Here is a 16,152-nt window from a genome sequence, read left to right on the forward strand (position 1 = left end):
CGCCCTCCACGCGAAGTCCACGCCGAGTACGAGAAGTTGCGAATCGCCGCGTGAAATAGACGGTCAGACACCTGTCCGGCAAACGCGAGGCCCCTCAGGTCATCGGGATCAAGCTTCCGCAGGGGCGCAGGCAGAAGGCTCGCCTGGCGTGGGCCCACGTTGTAGCGCTGAGCGAGGAGATCAATCCCGACTTCGAGATGCTGATCTGGTACGGAGCGCTCCAAGGCCTGCGGAGCATGGAGGCGGCCGGAGTCCGGACGAGCGACATGAAGTGTCGGCTGATGAAGATGGAGATTGAGGAACAGCGGCAGGACGGCAAGGCAGCACCGCTGAAGACCGACCACAGTTACGCCGTGCTGCCCATCGGCTCCTTCTTGGTGGACAAGTATCTCTCGCACATGGCTCGGCGGACGGTGCCTCCCTCCGCCGATGTCGTGCGTCACCGCAAGAAGCGAGGCTGGAGTCCTCGTCCCGAGGAGTACGACGCCCTCGTGACCGTGGGCCGCTACGGGACGCCGGTGCGGGAGAGCGCACTGTGCCGCGCCTTCAACCTGGCGAAGGAAGCGGCGCGTGCCAAGGGAGCCATGGTCCCGCAGTCGGCCACCTTCCGGGACCTGCGCGACTTCATGGACGCTGTCTTGATCGCCTCCGGTGTGCCACCGCGGAGCGTCCAGACCCGCATGCGCCACGGAACGCTCGCAGAAACGCTCGATACGTACGGCTTCGCTCTGGAGGTGGACTGGGAGAACGCGCCGGCTTCCTTCCAGGAGCTGTACGGCTTCGCGGCTCCACCCGGACTTCCTGAAGTCGCTCTGGTGCCCCGAGCCGAGCGGGCGCGGCGCGGCACGGTGACAGCACCCATCGAGAACCGAGGGAGGTAGCAGATCATGCTCACAAAGTCGGGCGCATGCCGCCACGTTGTGGCACGCCCTGTTCTCGCAGACGTGCACGCAATGTGCACCGCGTCTGGTCGCGGGGAACGTCAGTGCAGCTCAGAGGGCGTTTTCGGCAGTACAGCAACTATCCCCGGCGTACAGCCCGACTCGTCTGCTTGTACGGCCCTGACCTGGGGTTTTCTCCGGGGAGGGGTCGTTTGGCGTTTGGGGTGCCGTGCCCGGTTGACCTGGGGTGTTCCCGGGACGCCTCGACGCATCCGTCAGCCCCCCGCAGAGAGATTCTCGGCGGCACAGGCCAGGGAATTGGCGCAGCACAGCACATTTGGACGGATCAAGGCGGACGGGTCGTCCAGCTTTGTCGACGTGCGCACGAGGAAGCTCCTGGCCCCTCCCGCAGGCAGGGAGACGAGCATGTCGTCCACGACCGCGTCGGGGGCGACCTTGTCGGCGAGCAGGGCGATGTCGCGCACGTAGGAGGTGGCGCGTACGTCGACCCGGTAGCCACCGTCCACGGGCAGGACGCCGGCGGTGAACGGCGCCGGGTCGTAGTCCAGGTCGCGGTCCTCGCCGAAGAGGTGATGGGCATGGGCGCCGCCTGCGGTTGCGGTCAGCACTTCGCCGCGCGGGTCGGCGGGGGTGAGCAGGTCGTCGGCCAGGGACAGCTGCGCGGTGGACCGGGGCGGCACGTCGAGAGACAGCTCGGCGGTGGCAAGCGTCTTGCCGGTGAAGGTCTGCCGTGTCGCGAGCACGGTTGTCCGCCACGGCTGGTCGTGGTCGTTCACAGCGACCAACGTGGGCCTGCCGTCGCGGGGTTGGATGGTGAGCAACCGCGGATCGAACGCCTGCTTGATGGCGTAGTAGAGGGGTTTGAGTCGTTCTTCGCTGTCCACCGCGGCCCAGGAGATGGCGGGCCAGCAGTCGTTGAGCTGCCAGACGAGCGCGCCCGCGGTCCGCGGCCACCAGGAGCGGAAGTGCTCGATGCCGAACCTGACGGCGCGGGCCTGGTTGAGCTGGGTCGCCCAGTGCCACCGCTCCAGGTCGGCCGGGACCGGCAGGTGGGGCTCCAGGCCGCGGTGCAGCTTGCCGTTGCCGTCCTCGGCCTTCTGGTGGAGCAGGAGGGCGGGGGAGCCGGGTGTCATCGGTTCGTCGTGGATCCAGCGGTGGAGGGTGGTCCAGGCGGGCGGTCCCTGAAAGCCGAACTCGGCACAGAACCGGGGTACATGGTCACGGTAGTGGGTGTAGTCGCGCGCGTTCCACACGTCCCATTCATGGCGGGTGCCGTGATGGGCGTCGTTGGGCGGCAGATCGCCGGGGCTGTAGGGGCTGCCGGGTGCGTAGGGACGGGTGGGGTCGAGTTCGGCGACGAGCGCGGGCAGCAGATCGGCGTAGTAGCCGAGCCCCCAGCTCCGCCCCTCCAGGCCTTCCTGCCATCCCCAGTCGGTGTACGCGGGAAGGTTTTCGTTGTTGCCGTTCCACAGGACGAGCGAGGGGTGGGCCACGAGCCGGGTGATGTTCTCGCGGGCCTCGGCCAGGACCTCGTGCCGCAGCGGTTCCTCCTCGGCGTAGAAGGCGCAGGCGAAGGGGAAGTCCTGCCAGACCATCACACCGCGCTCGTCGCAGATCTCGTAGAAGTCGTCGCTCTCGTAGATTCCGCCGCCCCAGACCCGCAGCATGTTCATGTTCGCGTCGACGGCCTGATCGATGCGGCGTGCCGTCCGCCGGGCGGTGACGCGGGTGAGGAAGTGATCGTCCGGAATCCGGTTGGCGCCCTTGGCGAAGATCCGTTTGCCGTTGACGACGAAGGTGAACGGCGTACCGGTCTCGTCCGGTTCGGTGTCCACGGTGACGGTACGGAACCCGACCCGGCGCCGGTCGGTGTCGACACGCTCCCCGTCGGCCAGGAGCGTCACGGCCAGCTCGTACAGCGGCTGGGCGCCGTAGCCCACAGGCCACCACAGCCGCACGTCCGGCACCAGGGCGGTGACGCGCGCGGTGGTGCCGCGAACCACTGTCTGTACGTGGACGTCGCCGATGGTGACCTCCACGGTGTATTCGCGGTCGTCGCCGGTTTCGGCGTCTGCGATGTCCACCTGTACGTCGATGCGGCCGGTGCCGTCCGGATCGACGGTGACGAGCGGGCGCACCTGCGCCAGGCGCCCGCCGGTCCACCGCTCCAGCCGTACGGGTTTCCAGATGCCGGCGGTCTGCAGGTCCGGCCCCCAGTCCCAGCCGAAGGAGCACGCCATCTTCCGGATGGCGTTGTAAGGGTGGGGGTAGGCACGCATGCGCCAGCCGAGCCCGGCCTCTGCCTCCTCGGCGTGGGTGAGCGCTGAACCCAGCGAGACGGTCAGCTTGTTGAGGCCCTCGCGCAGCGATCCACGGGCGTCGAACCGGTAGCCGCGGTGCATGTTGGCGGTGTGCCCGAGCACGTCGCCGTTGAGTTCGACGACGGCGATCGTGTCGATGCCGTCGAAGACGAGATCCGCCCGTTCGCCGGCCCCCGGCTCCGTTGCCCGGAACGTGGTCGTGTACTGCCAGTCGACGCGGTGCATCCAGGTCAGCGCCGATTCGTTGAGGTCCAGATACGGATCCGGGATGAGACCGGCGGCGAGCAGGTCGAGGTGGGTGCTCCCCGGCACCTGAGCGGGCACCTGACGGTTCGCGAGAGTATCCGGCACCTGCCCGGCCGTGGCTCGCAGGCTCCAGCCGTCGTGCAACGTCGTTCTGGCGATCATCCGCGTTCTCCTCGCTGGTCGCTGGTCGCTGGTCGCGGGTACGGCCGTGAGACGGCTCCCATGCTTACGCAGATAACTTAAGTAAGTCAACGGTGGGGAAATCCGGCGGCGTCGCGAGGGGGAGGGCGTCGAGACTGTAGCGCCCCGAATCAGGGCTCATGACGTGACGTCGTCAGTATTGACCCCTTTCTTAGCCGTCTTAATAATGTCGAGCGTTCCCCGTGTCGCCACACAGTCGAGCGTCAGGACGAGAGGACATCACCATGCTGTCGACAGGACGCGGTGCCAGAAGGCACGCCGTAGTGATCATGGCTGCCCTGATGCTCGCCGCCACGGGGTGCCAGTCGTCCGGCACGCCGGCCCAGAGCAAGTCCCCGGCGCTGGTCGCCTACACAGGGCAGGCCAGCGACTACCAGATCAACTTCAACCCGTTCGCGCCGACAGTCATCGGCGGCACCGGGACGATCTTCCAGACGCTGTTCTTCTACAACACCGTCCGCAAGGACGCCCCGGTGCCCCGGCTGGGCAAGGAGTTTTCCTGGAACCCTGACGGCACCAAGCTGTCGATCACTCTCAGGGACGGGGTGAAGTGGTCGGACGGTCAGCGATTCACCGCCGCCGACGTCGTGTTCACCCTCGACATGATCACCAAGCACAAGGGAATGAACAACGCCGGATACGCGGGCCACGCCACGGCGGTCGACGACACCCACGTGACCGTCGCCTTCGACAAGCCGTCCTTCGTCGACGGCCCATCAGTCCTGGGCAAGACCTACATCGTGCCCCGGCACAAGTGGAAGGACATCGCCGATCCGGGCGTCGCCGTCCTCAAGGACCCGGTCGGCACCGGTCCCTACCTCCTCGACGACTTCAAACCCCAGGCATACACGCTCAAGGCCAACCCCTCCTACTGGGGCGGGGAGCCAGCGGTGAAGAGGATCCGCTATCCCGCACTCTCCGGCAACCAGTCAGGGGTGACCGCCCTCAAGGCCGGACAGATCGACTGGCAGACGGGCCCGGTGCCCGGCGTCAAGGACGTCGCGAAGAACTACCCCGGCTACAAGTCCGTCATCACACCGCTGAACCAGATCGTGCTGGACACCTGCAGCAACGCCGACCTCGGCTGCAAGGGCCCGCAGACCGACCCGGCCGTGCGTCAGGCGATCTACCACGCCATCGACCGGACCCAGCTCAACGCGCTGGCGTTCGACGGCACGGCAAGTGAGATCTCGCCCAGCCTCCTGCTGCCGGACAGGGACAAGGCACTCATGTCCGGTCGGCTGCGGAACGCGACCGCGCCGATGCAGCCGGATGTGGCCGAGGCGCAACGCACCCTGGAGAGCGCCGGTTACGCCAAGGGCTCCGACGGGATCTACGCCAAGGACGGCAAGCCGCTGTCGCTGACGGTCAACACCGTCTCCGGCTGGACCGACTACATCACCGCGGTGAACACGATCGGCCAGCAACTCAAGAAGGCCGGAATCAAGCTCACTCCACAGCAGTTGTCCTGGAACGAGTTCGTCGACTCCAGGGACCGCGGCTCCTACCAGTTGATCATCGACTCCCTCTACCAGGGGCCCGCACCCGACCCGTACTACCTCTACACCTACTTCCTCAGCACCGCGCAGACCGCCAAGGTCGGCGCCAAACCCGGCTCGAACTTCAGCCGCTTCTCCGACCCGCAGGTCGACAAGGCTCTGGACGCGCTCAAGCACGTCAACCCCGCCGACACCGCCGCGCGCCAGCCCTACCTGGACACCGTCCAGACCCGCATCGAGCAGTCCATGCCGTACATCCCGGTGCTCACCCAGGGCACGATCAACGTCGTTCACGACGCGAAGTTCACCGGCTGGCCGACCGCCGCCGACCTCTACGCCTTCCCCGCCGTCTGGCAGGCCCCCGACAGCGCGGAGGTCTACCTGCGTCTCAAGCCCGCCGGGAAGTGAGGCGCACCGATGCGGTACTACCTGCGCAAGTTCGCCTTCTACCTGGTCGCCCTGTGGGCCGCGGTGACACTGAACTTCTTCATCCCGCGGATGATGCCGGGCGATCCGGCGGACATCCTGATGGCGAAGCTCCAGCAGCACGGCGGCGCGGTGGACCCCTCCGCGCGCCGGGCCTACGAGCTCCTGCTCGGCACGCACACGGACGAGTCGCTGCTCCGGCAGTACGCCGCCTACCTGGGCAACCTGATACGCGGTGACTTCGGGATCTCGGTGAGCGACTTCCCGACCCCGGTCTCGACCGTCATCGCCACCTCGCTGCCCTGGACCATCGCCCTGGTCGGGATCGCGACCATCCTGGCGGTCGTCTCAGGGATCGTGCTGGGCGTGTTCGTGGGCTGGCGGCGTGGCACCTGGCTGGACTCGCTGGTGCCGGCCTCGACCGTACTGTCCGCGGTGCCGTACTTCTGGCTCGCCCTCATCCTGGTTGCCGCCCTCGGATCGGGGCTGGGCTGGTTCCCCCTCCTGGGCGGGTACGACGTCGCCATCACCCCCGGCCCCTACACCGACTTCATCATGTCCGCGCTCTACCACGGCATCCTGCCCGCGGCCACGATCGTGATCTCGTCGGTCGGAGGCTGGGTGCTGGGCACGCGCAACATGATGGTCTCCGCGATGGCCGAGGACTTCGTGCTCACCGCCAAGGCGAAGGGCCTCAGCGAGCGACGCATCATGATCCGGTACGCGGCGAGGAACGCGATCCTGCCCTCCGTCGCCGGATTCGCGATCTCCCTAGGCTTCGTCGTCGCCGGCTCGATCGTCACCGAGCAGGTCTTCGCCTACCCCGGCATCGGCTCGAAGCTGCTCCAGGCGGTACAGAACAACGACTACGCGCTCATGCAGGCCATCTTCCTGGTCATCACGGTCACCGTGCTCGCAGCCAACCTCGCCGTCGACCTGCTGTACGGCCTTATCGACCCACGCACCCGGACCAGCGGATAGGCCCCGTGCGGCGTTGGATCACCACCCCACAAAGACCCTGAGGTGGCACGTAGATGACGAACATCAACCCCGATGTGCAGCCGCGCCCGCGCGATGTCTGGCGCGTGCGCTGGTCACCCAAGCTCGTGGTCGGCTCCGCCCTGATCCTCGCGATCGCCCTGTTCGGTCTCGTCGGCCCCCTGCTGGTCGACGACCCGGACCGGATCGACAACATGGGTCTGACCTCCCCGAGCGGCGGCCACCTACTGGGAACCACCCAGACAGGCCAGGACGTTCTCGCTCAGATCGCCTACGCCACCCGCGGCTCGCTCTACATAGGCGTCACGGTCGGAGTCCTGGCCACCGTCCTCGCCGCACTCTTCGGCATCGTCGGGGCCTACCTCGGCGGCGTCGTGGACGAGGCGTTCTCACTCTTCTCCAACGTGATGCTGGTGATCCCCGGGCTTCCGCTGATCATCGTGATCTCCGCGTTCGTACCGCCCGAGCAGCGCGGATCCTGGACGATCGCCCTGGTGCTGGCGATCACCGGCTGGGCCGGTTCTGCTCGTGTCCTGCGCTCCCAGACCCTGTCCCTGCGCAACCGCGACTACGTGCTGGCCGCCCGCGTCGCGGGGGAGGGCCCGGGAAGGGTCATCGGCGTCGAGATCCTGCCCAACCTGCTGCCGCTGCTGGCCTCCCAGTTCGTGTTCGCGGTGATCGTCGCGATCCTGAGCGAGGCAGGCCTGTCCTTCCTCGGTCTGGGCGCATCCACCTCATCGACCCTCGGCACGATGCTCTACTACGCGCAGAACGGCTTCGCCCTCCAGCGCGGCGCCTGGTGGTGGTTCGTACCGCCAGGGCTGATCATCGCCCTGTTCGGCTGCGGTCTCGCCCTGGTGAACTTCACCATCGACGAGATCATCAATCCGACACTGCGCAACCTCCCTCGCCGGACACGGGAAGCGGCCCGCCGAGCACCTGTGGCCGAGCCGAGCCGCGAGGAAGACGTGGTGCTCGACGTACGAGGCATGTCGGTGACCTACCAGGGCGAACAGTCGGTGCACGCCGTGCGGGACGTGTCCCTCACGCTGCGGCGGGGTGAAATCCTCGGTCTGGTCGGTGAGTCGGGCTGCGGCAAGACCACCCTCGCGTACGCGGTGAACCGACTGCACACGCCACCCGCCGAGATCACCGACGGCTCCGTGACCTTCCACGACCGCGAGGGAGGCACCCTCGACGTACTCGCCCTGCCACCACAGGAGTTGAGCGCCTTCCGCTGGGCGAAGCTGGCCATGGTCTTCCAGGGCGCGATGAACTCGCTCAACCCCGTTCTGACCATCCGGGCACAGATGGAGGACGTGCTCATCACCCACCGGCCGCAGATGTCCCGTACGCAAAGGCGGGCCCGCTGCGCCGAACTGCTCACCATGGTCGGCATCGATCCGAGGCGCCTGCGCTCCTACCCGCACGAGCTGTCCGGGGGAATGCGGCAACGCGTGATGATCGCGATGGCGATGCTGCTCGATCCGCAGGCGGTCATCCTGGACGAGCCGACGACCGCGCTGGACGTGGTCGTGCAACGGGGCATCCTCCAGGAGATCATGCGGCTTCGCGACGAGATCGGCTTCGCCGTCCTGTTCATCACCCACGACCTGCCCATGCTCCTTGAGGTCGCGGACCGGATCGCGGTGATGCTCGACGGGGAGATCGTCGAGAACGCGCCGGCCGAGGACATACGCGACCGGCCACAACACCCCTACACCCGCAGGCTGCTCGACTCCTTCCCCAGCCTCACCGGCGAGAGCGGGGCGTTCGCAGGATCCGGAGGTACGTCATGACGGCGCTCGAAGTGGCCGACCTGGTCAAGGAGTTCAGGGTCAGAGGGGGCCTTCGCCCCACCCGGTTGCGGGCCGTCGACGAGGTCTCCTTCACTCTCACCCCGGGGCGCACGGTGGCACTGGTCGGCGAATCCGGATCGGGCAAGTCCACGATCGCCCGGATCATCGCCCGCCTGGAGCGGCCCACCGCGGGGCGGGTCACTCTCACCGGGGCGGACGGGGCGCCCGTCCCGGACCGCGACTACCGTCACCACGTACAGATGGTGTTCCAGGACCCGTTCGCCTCGCTGAACCCGTTCCACACCATCACCCACCACCTGGCGCGCCCGCTGCGTCTGCACGGTCGCACCAGGACGCGTACCGAGACCACGGTCGCGGCGGCGGAACTCCTTGACCGGGTCAGTCTCCCGTCCGCCGCCGTCGCACATCGCCGGCCCCACGAACTCTCCGGCGGACAGCGCCAGCGCGTGGCCATCGCCCGCGCGCTCGCGCCCGGTGCGACCGTCCTGGTGGCCGACGAGCCGGTCTCCATGCTGGACGTCTCGATCCGGCTGGATGTGCTCAACCTGCTGGCCCAACTGCAGCGGGAGGAGAACCTCGCCGTCCTCTACATCACCCACGACCTGGCGACCGCACGGCACTTCGCCGACGACATCCTGGTCCTGTACCGGGGGCGAGTCGTCGAACGGGGGCCTGCGGACAAGGTGATCCGCACCCCGCAACACCCCTACACCCAACTCCTGGCCGCGGCCTCCCCCGACCCGGCCGCACGGGGCCGGGTCGTGAACATCGACCCGGCGGAGGTGGCCAAGGCGGGCAGCATGCCGGCGTACGAGCACCGTTAGGCGGGAGGCGGGAGGCGGGAGGCGCGGGCGGCCGCGGGGAGTCAGGGGCTCTCGCCCGTGCCGACGAGCAGCGGTCGTACTCCGTCCTGCGGGTGGGCGAGGGTCAGCTCGCTCTGCAGGACCAGGACCGCCCCACCGATCGCCGCCGCGTCCGAGCCGTTGACCGACGGCACGACCCGCACCGGATGCACCCGGCGCGCGAACGTGCGTCGGTCCACCTCCTGTTGGATCACAGCCTGGTAGATCGAGCCCGCCACGGCGAAGCTCGGCCCCGCCAGCACGATCGTGTCGACGTCGAACAGGGTGGACATCGTGACGGCGGCGTACCCCAGATGGCGAGCCGACCGCTCCACGAGGTCCCGGGCCTCGGGGTCACCGGCGTTCGCGGCGGCCGCGATCCGCGCGAACTCCGTGAGAAAGCCGTCGTCGGTCGGGGCGAGCGCCAGCCGCTGGGCCAGCTCCGGCATCGCCATGGCCTGCCGGACCAGGGCGGAGGGGCCGGCGTAGTTCTCCAGGCAGCCGACGTTGCCGCACGGGCACTCTTCGCCGTTGACATCGATGGAGATGTGGCCGATCTCCACGCTGTTCGAGGAACTGCCGCGATACACCTCGCCGGCCACCACGACCCCGCCACCGATGCCGGTGGCCATGTAGATGCAGCCGTAGGTGCTGCGCGGCGCGACCGCTCCCAGCCAGTACTCGCCGATCGCGGCCGCGGCGGCGTCGTTGTCGAGCAGGACGGGAAGTCCGAGGCTCTCCGCGAGCCTCGGTGCGACCGGGTAGCCGAGCCACTCCTCGGTGGGCTGCGGGGTCAACAACGTACCCACGCGCCGATCCTGCGGGCCGTAGCCGACCAGGCCCACGCCCAGCACCTTCCCGCGGTCGACAGCGGCGGTGGCCAGCAGCGCCTCCACCTGGGACGCCACCAGGGGCAGCGCCCGCTCCGGCGGCATCATCGCAGTCCCTTGGAACGATGTCCGGGCCACCTGCCGGCCGGTCAGATCGACCACCACGATCACGCACGTGTTGCGTTCGAGTTGAACTCCGACGCTGTACCGGGCCTGCGGGTTGAGCTGGACGAGCGTGCGCGGCTTGCCGCCCGTCGGCGCGCCGCGGCCGACTTCGACGACCAGGCCGTCGGCGATGAGCTCACGCACGACCTCGGAGATGGTCGCACCGGTCAGACCCGTCGCCGCCGCGAGCTCCACCCGGCTGGTCGCGCGCGCCGACCTGATCACATCGAGGACCAAGCCGCGCGTCTTCAGCCGGCTCGCCCACAGTGGACTGGTCGCCACGTGTACTCCTTAGTTCCGGACTTTGCCACCTTACTTTACTTAGGCCGCGCAGGACCTTTCGCTCCGGCCGCCTCCCGGTCTCCAGAAGCCAGTCGCAGGCACCTTGACTTTCATAAGTCACCGAATTAACGATGGTGCATCGCTCCCATCGCTCCCATCGCTCCCATCGCTCCCATCGCTTCCATCGGTCCCTTACGGCAACGAGGAGATCAGGTGAAACGTCGTCAAGCCTTAATGGCCACCGGCGCCGCCGGTGCGCTGATCCTGGGTGGCCTTGCCATCGCCACCCTGCCCGCGTCGGCAGCCGACACCGGTTGCTCGGTCACCTACACGGTGCAGAGCCAATGGTCGGGCGGGTTCAACGCGGACGTGGCCATCACCAACCTCGGCGCCGCCGTGCGGGGGTGGAAGTTGACGTTCGACTTCCCGGACTCCGACCAGAAGGTCACCAACGGCTGGAGCGCCACGTGGACACAGTCCGGGGCGCATGTGTCCGCCGCCGGCCTGGATTGGAACGGGGCGCTGGACACCGGCAAGTCCGCCTCCATCGGGTTCACCGGTGCGTGGAAGAGCGCCAATCCGAAACCCGCGTCGTTCGCGCTCAACGGCGTGACCTGCACCGGCTCGGTGACATCCCCGACCCCCAGCCCCACAGTCACTCCGCCCGGCGACCCCGGCGGCCCGGCCCCGAAGCTGAAGGTCTCCGGCAACAAGATCGTCACTGCCGACGACAAGCAGTACCGGCTGCTGGGTGTGGACCGCTCCAGCGGTGAATACGCGTGTGTGCAGGGCAAGGGGCTATGGGACAGCGGCCCGGTCGACCAGGCGTCCGTCGACGCGATGAAGACCTGGAACATCCACGCGGTACGGGTGCCGTTGAACGAGGAATGCTGGCTCGGTATCAACGGCTCGCCCAGTGGAGCCACCTATCAGCAGGGCGTCAAAGACTACGTCAACCTGCTGGTGGCGGGCGGCATCACCCCGATCCTCGACCTGCACTGGACCCGGGGCGCCTACACCAACGGGCCGGACTGGCACTGCAAGGACGCCACCGCGACGTGCCAGAAGCCGATGCCGGACGCGCAGTACGCCCCTCAGTTCTGGACCGGTGTCGCAGGCGCGTTCAAGGGCAACGACGCCGTCGTCTTCGATCTGTTCAACGAGCCGTACCCGGAGGTCGCCAGCGACTGGGACAAGACCCTCGGCTGGACGTGCTGGCGTGACGGCGGCACCTGCACCGGCCTGCCCTATGAAACTGCCGGCATGCAGGACCTGGTCGACGCGGTCCGGACCACCGGCGCGACCAATGTCCTCATGCTGGGCGGCCTGGAGTGGGCCAACGACATGCGGGAGTGGCTGACGTACAAGCCGACCGACCCGTTGAACAACATCGCCGCGTCCTGGCACTCGTACAGCTTCAACGCCTGCGCGACCGAATCCTGCTGGGACAGCCAGGTCGCGCCGCTCGCCCAACAGGTGCCGGTCGTCATCGGTGAGTTCGGCCAGGACAACTGCGGCTTCGACTACATGCAGCGGTTGGTGGACTGGGCCGACGCGCACGGCATGGGTTATCTCGCGTGGACATGGAACCCGTGGGGCTGCAGCACCGGTGGCGTGCTCATCAAGGACTGGGCCGGCACCCCGGAGCCCGGCGTCGGCGAGGGTCTGAAGGCCCACCTCCTCAGCCAGGACCCCTACACAACCCCGTAACCCCCGAGCACCCAACGGCTGCCCAAACCGAAGACGAAGCCGCCCAGGCCGGATGTCCCCATGGCACATCCCGGCTCGGGCGGCTTCGACCACCACGAGTGCGTCGCGGGCGGTGGGTGCTTGTACAGGGCGGCCCTGGCGATGCCGGAATCGGCGATCCGAACTGCTGCCGACACAGACGCCGCGGATGTCACACGCATGGAAGATCCTGAACTGGTTTCCCCGAGCCGGGGCGCCGCCGCATGCGCGGACGACGGCGATCCTGCTGATCACCCAAGGCGGTACCGAGCGCGGCCGCGGCGCCTCGGTCGCATGCACGCCGACCCTCTCGAGTTGTGCCAGGCCGACACGGTTCTGTAGCACTGCGACCTCGACCACCCCGTCCAGAACACTGATCACGCCAACCTGGTGCAGGCGTCCGACGGTTCGTGGTGGACGGTACGACTCGGTGTGCGACCGGGAGGCGGCGCCCCAGGCGGGCGCGTGCTCGGCCGGGAGACCTTCTACTCCGAGACTGGGCTCCTAGAGTCAATTCCTGCGCTGCCCGCCTCTTGGGTCAGCGGGTGTCGCGGATCATCACGGTGAGGACCGGTGAGGCCGGTGACGGCTGACTTTGCCCGATGTCCTCGTACCCCCACTCTCTGTAGAGTGCGTGGACCTTTCCGTCCCCAGCAGCCGAGTTGACCATGAGCGTCACGTACGGTTCATCACGCGTGGCGAGGAGGGCGTCGTGGATGCGGCGGGCGGTGCCGGTCTTCCGCCAGGTCGGTCGGACGCCGATCTCCTTCAGGGCCAGGGCCGGTCGCTCGGTGTACTTGTCCGCCGGCGTCGGACTGGTGCGCTGCCAGTAGCGGTCGCCGTGCTCGATGGTGTTGCCGTAGGCGTAGCCGACCGGATGCCCGTCCGCGTACGCGAGGACGGCCGTGAACCCCGGCTCGGTGCCGTGTCGGTCCAGGCGTTCGCCGAACGCGGTGACCGCGTAGTTCGGTAGGTGGAGGAGTGGGGCGCGTACGTCGGCATACACGTCGAGAAGGTCGCCGCGGGCTGTGTCGAGGGTGGTGAAGGTGCGCAGTTCGATGGCGGGCGCCGTGGTCATGCGGCCATCCTCCAGGTGGCGGTGTGCTCGGTCCAGATCTGCACGGTGGAGCTGCCCGGCGCGGTGGCGCGCAGTGCGGCCCCGAACTCCTGCAGCATGCGCGTGACCCGGGCGTGCTGGGTGGCGGCTTCGGCGGGGACCTTCATCGCGGTGGCCGTGGCGGCGTCGGGGGCGCCCTGGGCGAGCTGGGCGTGGGCGAGCCGGGTGGTGGTGATGGCTCGGGACCGGATCATGTGGGGTCGGAGGGCGGACAGGCAGCGGTGGGCGTGGTACTCGGCGGTCGAGTAGTCGCCGAGCGCCAAGTGCGCGGAGAGGGCCAGGGAGTCCAACTCGGCCTGATCGTAGAAGGCGAGCATCCACACCGGGCGGTAGTCGGCAGGGTCGGCGCGCAGCATGGCGTCCTGGGCCTGCTCGAACACGCGGCGGATGCCGGTGCGATCCTGTGCAGCGCCGTGGATGGCCCCCTGGCGGGCCAGGCCGAGGGAGGCGAACAGGGGGTCGCGGCGGGTGAGGTGCAGGTTGCGGGCGACGTCGTTGGCGGCGAACGCGTCCGCCGGTCGGCCCATGTGGCGGTACATGGTGCCGGCGTGGCTCCAGATGCGGAACTTGATCGCCTGGTCGCCGGACATCTCGGCGAGGGCCTGGGCTTCGCGCATGTGCGCCTTGGCGACGTCGTAGCGCCGGCCGTCGATGGCGGCCCACATCGCGGAGGAGCGGAAGGCGGCTGCTGAGGCGTAGAGGTTGCTGCGTACGCGCTGAGTGGCGCTGCCGGCGTTCTGGAGGTTGAGTGCCTCGTCGGCGAGGGCGGCGGCTCGCTGTTCGATGCCGAGTTGTCCGCCGTGGCGGTGGTCGCTGGCGATGATCTCGGCGAAGCGCTTGTTGAGGCGGTTGACGTCGCTCATGCCGATACGGCGCGGCGATGCGGTGCCGGGTGCGGCTGCTGCGGCGGCAGCCGCCGCGATGCTGCCGACGAGGGTACGGCGCTTCATGTCGGGGTCCTCCTGCTGCGGTGGGGCCGGGGTGGACGAAGGCCGGCCCCGTGGCACGAACCCTAAGGCGACGGCGGGTAGCCCGGTCAGGTCCTCAAGTGCCCTGCGGGCGGCTGACTTTGGCCAGGCGACCCGCCCCGCTTTCCATGCCCTGACGGAGGAGCCGTCGAGTCCGCCAGGGCGTCCGGTCAACCGTTCAATGGCACTGTTCACGGCCTCGGCGAGGCTGTTGGAGCTGTAGCCGTGTTCGGTCATCCACGCCTCAAGAACGGTGTTGCGGGTGGTGTCCATGCGGGCACGGTAGCCCGCACGACCCCCACCCGCCAGGTAAAGGAGAGGTCAAAACGCCCTAGGCCGGTCCGTCGGCTGAGCACGTGAACGTCCTAACCAGCCTGCTGGAAAAGGGAGTTGTCTGGGTGCTGGTCGCCCGCCGCGCCCCACCGTGCGGGTGGCTGTTGACGGCCCGGCCCCGCCCCGACGTTCCTCCGCCGGGGCGGCCCGGGCGCCGAGACGACACGAAGGCTCCACCCCAATGACGAGTCTGAGAACACCAGTTGAGGCCCTATCCGTCGGCCATCCCACGTACAGCCAGACCTTCCCGTGCGAGCCGTCCACGGCCGAGTTCGGCCGCGAACTCGTTCGGGACGTCCTCGGCGTGTGGCACCTCGACGGCCTCGTCGACCGTGCCGCGCTGATCATCACGGAGCTCATCGCGAACGCCTCCAGGCACACTCCGTGTCCCGAGATTCGCCTCACGGTCGGGCGGCCGAGCGCGACTCGACTGCGTGTCGGGGTCGTGGACCGGGAACCATCGCGTCTTCCCATACTCAGCCAGGCGGCTGACGACGACGAATCGGGGCGCGGGCTGCTCCTCGTCGATGCTGTTGCCGACCGCTGGGGCTACGACCTGCACGGCTCGGACAGACGCCCTTGGGGCAAAGAGGTCTGGGCGGAACTCCGTACCGAGGGCGGCAAGTGAGCATCCCGGTCACGGCACCCTCGCCCCTTCCGGATCTGGCCCGACTCCGGCCCCGTCAGCAGATGGCCATGGACTGCGCCCTCTGCGTCCGGCCACTGGGAGCGAGCGGTCGACGGCTGGGCGAGATACGCCACCGGGGCCTGCCCTTCCAGCTCTGGGCCTGCGCTCCCGACTGCCAGGCCGCCAGATCGACTATCCCGATCAGCTGAGAAAGGGGACGTCCTTCCATGCAGTGGCAGTGGATCACCGGTGATTGCTGGCTCGGCTGCGGGCGTACCGGAGTCCTGGTGATCTGGCTCGGCCCGGTGCAGTGGGGCGGGCAGCACGCACCCTTCCACGCGTGCGCGCCGTGCCTCGATCGCCTCAAGGCCCAGGCGCTCGCCTACTTCATGGAGCGGCGGCCGGCATCCGCTTGATCAGACCCCCGGCACACGACTTCCCGGCATGAGGCAGGCGACCCGCGAGGAACTTCCTACGCGGAGCACGCCCCCTCGTGCCGGGCGGCCAGGAGCCGTCCGCGGAGCAGCCGTGTGGCAACGCTTCCGTGACGGCACCTGGTGGGCGCTCCAGCCCAGTAACACCACAACGATTACGAGGAGTTGAAGCATGACGCGCAGCACCGTAGTTCCCAGCCGCACCGAGGTACGCCCGCAGATCCCTGCGGCATCGGACGGTTTCGACCTGGACGTCTCCCTCGTCGAGATCGCCGACCCGGCGGGCCTGGTCAACCTGACCGACGACAACTGCGGGTCCACCTGCGGCGCCTGCACCACCAACGTCGCCTGACCCGGACTCCAGGTCACCCCGGTCTGGTGCCGTCGCGTCTCCGCGCGGCGGCACCTGCC

Annotated in this window: 13 protein-coding genes; 9 read left to right on the forward strand and 4 right to left on the reverse strand. The window is 68.5% G+C overall.

What is annotated here, in order from left to right; all coding sequences use genetic code 11:
* Nucleotides 1–281: 281 nt before the first annotated feature.
* On the forward strand, nucleotides 282–881 hold the full coding sequence (locus ACN6LB_RS41365; protein WP_445030381.1) for a hypothetical protein: 600 nt from the start codon (nucleotides 282–284) through the stop codon (nucleotides 879–881).
* 275 nt (nucleotides 882–1,156) lie between these two features.
* Here ACN6LB_RS41365 and ACN6LB_RS41370 read toward each other — a convergent pair whose 3' ends face one another.
* On the reverse strand, nucleotides 1,157–3,631 hold the full coding sequence (locus ACN6LB_RS41370; protein WP_445030382.1) for a glycoside hydrolase family 2 protein: 2,475 nt from the start codon (nucleotides 3,629–3,631) through the stop codon (nucleotides 1,157–1,159).
* 263 nt (nucleotides 3,632–3,894) lie between these two features.
* On the opposite strand from ACN6LB_RS41370, the gene ACN6LB_RS41375 reads away from it, so the two are divergent.
* From ACN6LB_RS41375 to ACN6LB_RS41390, 4 genes are read left to right on the forward strand one after another with little or no spacing between them, the layout of a single operon-like run.
* A complete protein-coding gene (locus ACN6LB_RS41375; RefSeq protein ID WP_445030383.1) occupies nucleotides 3,895–5,577 on the forward strand; it encodes an ABC transporter substrate-binding protein in 1,683 nt (560 codons plus the stop codon).
* 9 nt (nucleotides 5,578–5,586) lie between these two features.
* On the forward strand, nucleotides 5,587–6,576 hold the full coding sequence (locus tag ACN6LB_RS41380; RefSeq protein WP_445030384.1) for an ABC transporter permease: 990 nt from the start codon (nucleotides 5,587–5,589) through the stop codon (nucleotides 6,574–6,576).
* A gap of 53 nt (nucleotides 6,577–6,629) precedes the next feature.
* Nucleotides 6,630–8,393, forward strand: a complete 1,764-nt coding sequence (locus tag ACN6LB_RS41385) for a dipeptide/oligopeptide/nickel ABC transporter permease/ATP-binding protein (RefSeq protein ID WP_445030385.1) — start codon at nucleotides 6,630–6,632, stop codon at nucleotides 8,391–8,393.
* Nucleotides 8,390–9,238 (forward strand): ABC transporter ATP-binding protein, encoded by an 849-nt coding sequence (locus ACN6LB_RS41390; protein ID WP_445030386.1) that lies wholly within the window; start codon nucleotides 8,390–8,392, stop codon nucleotides 9,236–9,238. Before ACN6LB_RS41385 ends, ACN6LB_RS41390 begins: the two co-directional genes overlap by 4 nt.
* Nucleotides 9,239–9,279: 41 nt before the next feature.
* On the opposite strand, the gene ACN6LB_RS41395 is transcribed toward ACN6LB_RS41390, so the two are convergent.
* Nucleotides 9,280–10,533 (reverse strand): ROK family protein, encoded by a 1,254-nt coding sequence (locus ACN6LB_RS41395; protein ID WP_445030387.1) that lies wholly within the window; start codon nucleotides 10,531–10,533, stop codon nucleotides 9,280–9,282.
* A 234-nt stretch (nucleotides 10,534–10,767) separates the two neighbouring features.
* Between ACN6LB_RS41395 and ACN6LB_RS41400 the strand changes: the two genes are divergently transcribed.
* Nucleotides 10,768–12,243 carry a cellulase family glycosylhydrolase gene (locus ACN6LB_RS41400; protein WP_445030388.1) on the forward strand — a complete coding sequence of 492 codons (1,476 nt, stop codon included), beginning with the start codon at nucleotides 10,768–10,770 and terminating at the stop codon, nucleotides 12,241–12,243.
* 556 nt (nucleotides 12,244–12,799) lie between these two features.
* On the opposite strand, the gene ACN6LB_RS41405 is transcribed toward ACN6LB_RS41400, so the two are convergent.
* Both ACN6LB_RS41405 and ACN6LB_RS41410 read right to left on the reverse strand, forming a co-directional pair.
* A complete protein-coding gene (locus tag ACN6LB_RS41405; RefSeq protein ID WP_445030389.1) occupies nucleotides 12,800–13,339 on the reverse strand; it encodes a GNAT family N-acetyltransferase in 540 nt (179 codons plus the stop codon).
* Complete coding sequence (locus tag ACN6LB_RS41410; protein ID WP_445030390.1) at nucleotides 13,336–14,619, reverse strand: XRE family transcriptional regulator; 1,284 nt, start codon at nucleotides 14,617–14,619, stop codon at nucleotides 13,336–13,338. Before ACN6LB_RS41410 ends, ACN6LB_RS41405 begins: the two co-directional genes overlap by 4 nt.
* 241 nt (nucleotides 14,620–14,860) lie before the next feature.
* Between ACN6LB_RS41410 and ACN6LB_RS41415 the strand changes: the two genes are divergently transcribed.
* The 3 genes from ACN6LB_RS41415 (at nucleotide 14,861) to ACN6LB_RS41425 (ending at nucleotide 16,093) form a co-directional block, all read left to right on the forward strand.
* Nucleotides 14,861–15,307, forward strand: a complete 447-nt coding sequence (locus ACN6LB_RS41415; protein WP_445030391.1) for an ATP-binding protein — start codon at nucleotides 14,861–14,863, stop codon at nucleotides 15,305–15,307.
* Between the two features lie 227 nt (nucleotides 15,308–15,534).
* Entirely contained in the window at nucleotides 15,535–15,723 is a 189-nt protein-coding gene (locus tag ACN6LB_RS41420) for a hypothetical protein (protein WP_445030392.1), read from the forward strand.
* A gap of 190 nt (nucleotides 15,724–15,913) precedes the next feature.
* Nucleotides 15,914–16,093: an FxLD family lanthipeptide gene (locus tag ACN6LB_RS41425; protein ID WP_445030393.1), complete on the forward strand. Its 180-nt coding sequence runs from the start codon at nucleotides 15,914–15,916 to the stop codon at nucleotides 16,091–16,093.
* The last annotated feature ends 59 nt before the right edge of the window (nucleotides 16,094–16,152 follow it).

Source organism: Streptomyces sp. SAS_270, from assembly GCF_052543295.1.

What these genes read in the sequence shown, in the direction of transcription:
- ACN6LB_RS41425 (WP_445030393.1), top strand. Translation starts at nt 15,914, where the DNA reads ATGACGCGCAGCACCGTAGTTCCCAGCCGCACCGAGGTACGCCCGCAG.
- ACN6LB_RS41370 (WP_445030382.1), bottom strand. Translation starts at nt 3,631, where the DNA reads ATGATCGCCAGAACGACGTTGCACGACGGCTGGAGCCTGCGAGCCACG.
- ACN6LB_RS41390 (WP_445030386.1), top strand. Translation starts at nt 8,390, where the DNA reads ATGACGGCGCTCGAAGTGGCCGACCTGGTCAAGGAGTTCAGGGTCAGA.
- ACN6LB_RS41375 (WP_445030383.1), top strand. Translation starts at nt 3,895, where the DNA reads ATGCTGTCGACAGGACGCGGTGCCAGAAGGCACGCCGTAGTGATCATG.
- ACN6LB_RS41415 (WP_445030391.1), top strand. Translation starts at nt 14,861, where the DNA reads ATGACGAGTCTGAGAACACCAGTTGAGGCCCTATCCGTCGGCCATCCC.
- ACN6LB_RS41410 (WP_445030390.1), bottom strand. Translation starts at nt 14,619, where the DNA reads ATGGACACCACCCGCAACACCGTTCTTGAGGCGTGGATGACCGAACAC.
- ACN6LB_RS41400 (WP_445030388.1), top strand. Translation starts at nt 10,768, where the DNA reads ATGGCCACCGGCGCCGCCGGTGCGCTGATCCTGGGTGGCCTTGCCATC.
- ACN6LB_RS41420 (WP_445030392.1), top strand. Translation starts at nt 15,535, where the DNA reads ATGCAGTGGCAGTGGATCACCGGTGATTGCTGGCTCGGCTGCGGGCGT.
- ACN6LB_RS41365 (WP_445030381.1), top strand. Translation starts at nt 282, where the DNA reads ATGAAGATGGAGATTGAGGAACAGCGGCAGGACGGCAAGGCAGCACCG.
- ACN6LB_RS41405 (WP_445030389.1), bottom strand. Translation starts at nt 13,339, where the DNA reads ATGACCACGGCGCCCGCCATCGAACTGCGCACCTTCACCACCCTCGAC.
- ACN6LB_RS41380 (WP_445030384.1), top strand. Translation starts at nt 5,587, where the DNA reads ATGCGGTACTACCTGCGCAAGTTCGCCTTCTACCTGGTCGCCCTGTGG.
- ACN6LB_RS41385 (WP_445030385.1), top strand. Translation starts at nt 6,630, where the DNA reads ATGACGAACATCAACCCCGATGTGCAGCCGCGCCCGCGCGATGTCTGG.